The following is a 4,946-nucleotide window of genomic DNA, read 5'->3' on the forward strand; positions in this document are numbered from 1 at the left end:
TCAGGGCGCACGAGCGGTCCACCAGGGGCAACCCGGTGGCGAGCCGGGGGCGCACATCGGCCAAGAACGGCTACACCACTTCAAGGGACGCCATCGGTGGCGGCCCCCTGAGGTGTCCACGAGCCAGCGGCTCGACAGCAAGGAGAAGTAGATATTCGAGGCAAGTCCCACCGCGGCGAGGCGGATGTTCGCCTGCGGCGACCGGGTTTCGTCCTCGAGGAGGCGTAGCGCGTCGTAAAGGTCCACCGTCACGGGAACCGCACTGTCGTGGTTCTCCCAGTCCGCCAGCACCTCGCGCCATCGACCGTCCTCGTCCCGCGCCACCTTGGGCAGCACGGCGGTCCGCTCGGCGACGCGGGAGATCTCTTCTTCGGTGACCACGCCCACCAGCGTCTCGTCCTCCACCGCGAGATCATCCAGGCCGAGCGGCCCGTAGCCCGGTACATCCAGGACGAGACCGTGGGACACGCCCGCCCTGGCACGGTCGAGGAGTAGTCGCTCCAGCGCGGCGACCGGGTCACGGGAGTCGCGCACATCGTCGGGGAGCGGCACGGCGCCAGGCCCGTGCCGGATCCCGCCGGAACTGCCACAGGAGGGCGGCCGTCCACAGGTCGCCCACCAGTTCATTCAGTGCGCGGTTCCACGGGGTGTCGTCGAGCGCCTGACGGCTGGCGATCGGATCGAACTGGGCGCTGATACAGAGAGACAGAGCGGTGTCCGCGACCGGAAGACCGGCGTAGATCCGCCCAGCGCCATCGGGTCCGAGAGGAAGAGCCACAGCGATTGCGGTGTGGACCCCACCGCCTTGTGAGACCGGGTGATCCCGGACGGGCTGGGAACGGTCGCACGGCACACCAGCCACCGGGACCCGTCGCCGGCGCGTGCCCCGCCGGTCTCCACGTCGGCGCTCCGCCCGCCCACCACGGCCTCGAACGGCTCGCCGGTCTCCCGGTCGAGCGCCAGCCGGTGCCGGACAGCACCCTGCTCGTCTAGGTGCGTGACACTGCCGAGGAAGAGCAGCGCGCTGTCCCCCCACTCGGCAAGCCACACGTCCACCTCGTCCGCACCGAGCACGCCCGGCTCCAGAGGAACCCGTAGAACCGTCCAGGTGTCGCCCGCGAACCAGTCAGGCAACGGGAACGGCCTGGCCACGGAGATGTCCGGATCCCCGACACGGAACCGGTAATGCCCGCAGTGAACTTCCAGATGCGGGGAGAGGGACTGGAGGGTCATCAGGCCGATCCCGAACCTGCCGGTGGATTCCGCCTGCTCTGCCTTGCTTGTCAGCCAGGGCATCGCCAGGGCCAGAACGTCCGGCAACCGTACGGGATTGCCGTTGTGGGCAACGAGGAGTTCCCGTCCCCTCGTCAGAATGCGTACGTCCGTGGCGCCAAGGTCCTCTGCGTTCTGCACGATCTCCGAGAGCCCCTGGAGACGGTCGCTCGACAGATTCCCCGCGTGGTCTCGGGTACGTCTCAGCGCGTGCCGTACCTGACCGTCCAGTCGCGCGAACCGGCTGCCGAGTCGCTCGACCGCTGCCTCAGTCGCCGCCTCACCCTCTGGCTCCGGTACGACGGCTCCTTCTGGGATGCCCTCCATGGAGAAGAGCGCATCGGCGGACGCAATTCCCTGCTCCACCGCGGCTGTTCGACGCACCGCATCCCCCGTGGTCATCCCTGTCCTCGCTTACCTCGCACTCCCCCACGACACAGGGTAATGAGCCAAGTTCAATCAGCGCATGTCAACCCAACGACCTGCCGCCGTACGGACCGAGCCCAGAGAGCAGCCCCGGCACGCTCTCAACGGGTTAAGCCTGGTAAACCACTTACACCATTGGCTGACCTCAGCACGACCAGGTTCGGGTGGTGGAACCCGAACGGACGATGGGACGCGCTCCGAGGCTGCTCATCGGCCCTACCTTGGTGGTCTGCCCGCAGCTCGTCGAGGTGGAGCCGAAGCTCGTGAAGTACACGCTGACCGAACAGCAGGCTGCCATGTTCCGCCAGATCGCTGCAGCGTCCAGTGCCGTGCCCATCGCTCCCAAGAGTTCGAACACGGCTTGGGCCCTTGAGCAGCGTGGGCTGATCAAGCGGAGCTGGCGCGGTAGCGGGCACGTCGCAGTGGTGACGTCGGACGGCCGCTACTTCCTCAAACATGGCAAGCATCCCAAGGAGGTCCAAGCCGAGAAGGAGCGCTTGGCCGGTGATGCCGAACAGGCCGAGCGCGCTCCTGCCGACGGAGCCGAGCTGATCGCTCGACTCCAGTCCGCCACTACCGGGAAGCTCACCGTCCCTGATCCGGGCCCGCGGACCCGGGGGCGGTGGCGGGCCGCCTACTACGACGCGCTCCATCACGGTCACGTACCGGGAAAGCTCAAGCTGCGCTGGACCGGACGGCAGCGTGGTGACTGCATCTTCACGTTGGTCGACGAGGAAGCCGAGAAGGCTGCGCAACCGCCACCTGTGCCGACCATCGATGTCCCCGACGTGCTGGGCCGTCCTCATCAGCTCGTCCGGGCGACGCGCAAGGCCCTCGGCAGGTCCAAGACCGTAGTCGACACCCGCGGGACGCCCGAGGTCATTTCTCTGCATGTGTCACGGGAGCAGGTGGACCGTGCCCTGCGAATCATGCACGCGCTCCTGACCGAGGCGGAAAGCCGCGGCTACCAGGTGGAGACCCGAACCGAACATCATCGCGGCCAGGCCGTACACCAGATGGTCATCGTCATCCGCGGACACGCGCTCCCGCTCGCGATCACAGAGCAGACGACCAAGGTGCCGCACGAGCCGAGCACTCAGGAGATCCGCCAACAGCAACGCAATCCCTGGACTCGTATCCCCAAGTACGACCACGAGTTCAACGGACGCCTCGAACTCGGTGCGCCTGCCAGAAGCTGGTACCAGAATTCGTACACCTACAGGGACAGCGCACGGTGGACACTGGAGTCCCGCCTGGGGCACCTTCTGCACGATCTCGAACAGCGTGCCGCGGCGGCCGAACGCCGGCAGCGGGAAGAGGAACTCCGCAAGGCCGAGCAGCGACGCCGCTGGTACGCGGCTGTTGCGCAGGCACGGGAGCGGCAAGTTGAGCGGCATCGAGAGAAAGTCCTGGTCGAGCAGGTGGAGGCACGGCATCGGGCCGCCGAGATCCGCGCCTTCTGCCGCGCGGCCCGCACGAGAGCCGACGGCGCGTCCGCTGCGGCGGAGGAATTGGAGTGGCTGCAGTGGGCTGAGGCGTACGCAGACCGGATTGATCCACTGTGCGCGCAGCTGGTGACTCCGCCGGATCCCCCAGCCAGCCGTGAGGCTCTGCGCGCACTCCTTCAGGGCGATCTCTACGCCCATCCCTGGCCGTTCGACAGCAAGGGTCGCTGGGCACCGCCCGAAGAGGAGGTCACAAAGCGCCCCTGATCAGGGCGACGCCTCCGCCCTGTCCGTAAGGGGACAGGGCGAAGGATCATTCATGCGGCGATGGTGAGCGGAACGTCCAAGCGCTCCCCGCCACCAATAACGGCCCTGTGCGCGTCCGGTTGAAGGTGTAACGGTGGAGTCGGGTATTGGAACTCCGCGAATGCCTCGGCCAAGAGCGGCGCAGGGAGGTAGGTGCCGGTGCCCGGAGTTCGCCTGCACAACGCCGGGCAGGGGCGCCGACCGTCAGCTAGAGCCACGCGTCGCTTGATGCGAGCTCACCAGGCCCCGGGGGGACCAAACCTGTCGATCACACCATTGACCCATAGGTAAAACACCCAGTGACCTCCGAAACACCCGTTTATCGGTGCGCAGAAGCGCCCGTACGTCGAGTCCTTGGTTATGTGAACTGTCAAGCTGTCGCAGGAGGTCGACTGTCGCAGACATTGAACCGTTCCGGGTTCGGTAGGGACTCGATCATTTGAGAGGATCGAGTCATGGCACGTCCTTCCCCTTACCCGCTTGAGCTGCGCCGTCGTGCGGTCCGCATGGTCGCCGAGGTGCGGCCGGAGTACGACACCGAGTGGGCCGCTATGAAAGCGGTCGCCCAGAAGCTGGGCATCGGCACAACCGAAACCCTGCGGAAGTGGGTACGGCAGGACCAGATCGACGCCGGCACCCGGCCGGGGACGACGACGGAGGAGTCCGCCGAGCTGAAGCGGCTGAGGAAGGAGAACGCCGAGCTCAAGCGGGCGAACGAGATCCTCAAGGCGGCGGCGTCTTTCTTCGCGGCCGAGCTCGACCGGCCACACACACGCTCGTAGCGTTCATCGACGAGCACAAGGGCCGCTTCGGCGGCGTCGAGCCGATCTGCCGCGTGCTGACGATGCACGACTGCAAGATCGCCCCTGCCACCTACTACGCCCATCACAAACGCCGGACCGCGCCGTCCGCCAGGACCGTGCGGGACGGCGAGCCGAAGGAACTGATCCAGCACGTCTACGACTCCAACTACCGCGTCTACGGGGCGAGGAGGATCTGGCGGGAGCTGAACCGGCAGGGCCAGGCCGTGGCCCGCTGCACCGTTGAACGCCTGATGCGCGAGCTCGGCATCACCGGCGCGGTCCGCGGCAAACGCGTGATCACCACGCTTCCCGGCGGCCAGACCGGGCGGGCCCCGGACCTCGTCGACCGCGACTTCGTCGCCGGCGCCCCGAACCGGTGCTGGGTCGCGGACTTCACCCACGTGAAGACCTGGGCAGGTGTCGTCCACGTCGCCTTCGTCGTGGACACCTTCTCCCGCCGGATCGTCGGCTGGTCCGCGGCCACCGTGAAGGAGACGGTCTTCGTGCTGGACGCCCTGGAGATGGCGATCTGGCAGCGCGACCGTGACCAACATCCGGTTCAGCCAGGCGAGTTGATTCATCACTCGGATGCCGGGTCGCAAGGCGGATTCAATCGGTCGTTGCAACACCTCGTCCTCGGAGGTGTTGATGGGCAGGCCAGCAGAGTGGATGGCGTCGTTGACCGGACGGTCGC

General features: G+C 67.1%; 5 protein-coding genes. 3 read left to right on the forward strand and 2 right to left on the reverse strand.

Annotated features, from left to right (window positions below; all coding sequences use genetic code 11):
* Positions 1-552 (reverse strand): hypothetical protein, encoded by a 552-nt coding sequence (locus tag ACIA6T_RS35510; RefSeq protein WP_399450628.1) that lies wholly within the window; start codon positions 550-552, stop codon positions 1-3.
* A 75-nt stretch (positions 553-627) separates the two neighbouring features.
* Positions 628-1,674 carry a sacsin N-terminal ATP-binding-like domain-containing protein gene (locus tag ACIA6T_RS35515; RefSeq protein WP_399450629.1) on the reverse strand — a complete coding sequence of 349 codons (1,047 nt, stop codon included), beginning with the start codon at positions 1,672-1,674 and terminating at the stop codon, positions 628-630.
* A gap of 191 nt (positions 1,675-1,865) precedes the next feature.
* Here ACIA6T_RS35515 and ACIA6T_RS35520 point away from each other — a divergent pair, with 191 nt between their 5' ends.
* The 3 genes from ACIA6T_RS35520 to ACIA6T_RS35530 all read left to right on the forward strand — a co-directional run.
* On the forward strand, positions 1,866-3,410 hold the full coding sequence (locus ACIA6T_RS35520; RefSeq protein WP_399450630.1) for a hypothetical protein: 1,545 nt from the start codon (positions 1,866-1,868) through the stop codon (positions 3,408-3,410).
* 494 nt (positions 3,411-3,904) lie between these two features.
* Positions 3,905-4,231, forward strand: a complete 327-nt coding sequence (locus tag ACIA6T_RS35525; RefSeq protein ID WP_399450631.1) for a transposase — start codon at positions 3,905-3,907, stop codon at positions 4,229-4,231.
* Positions 4,232-4,236: 5 nt separating this feature from the next.
* Positions 4,237-4,946 (forward strand): IS3 family transposase (locus ACIA6T_RS35530; protein ID WP_399450632.1); only part of this gene is annotated, 710 nt, incomplete at its 3' end.

The sequence above is a fragment of the Streptomyces sp. NPDC051740 genome, assembly GCF_044453165.1.
GTDB classification, from domain to species: domain Bacteria; phylum Actinomycetota; class Actinomycetes; order Streptomycetales; family Streptomycetaceae; genus Streptomyces; species Streptomyces atrovirens.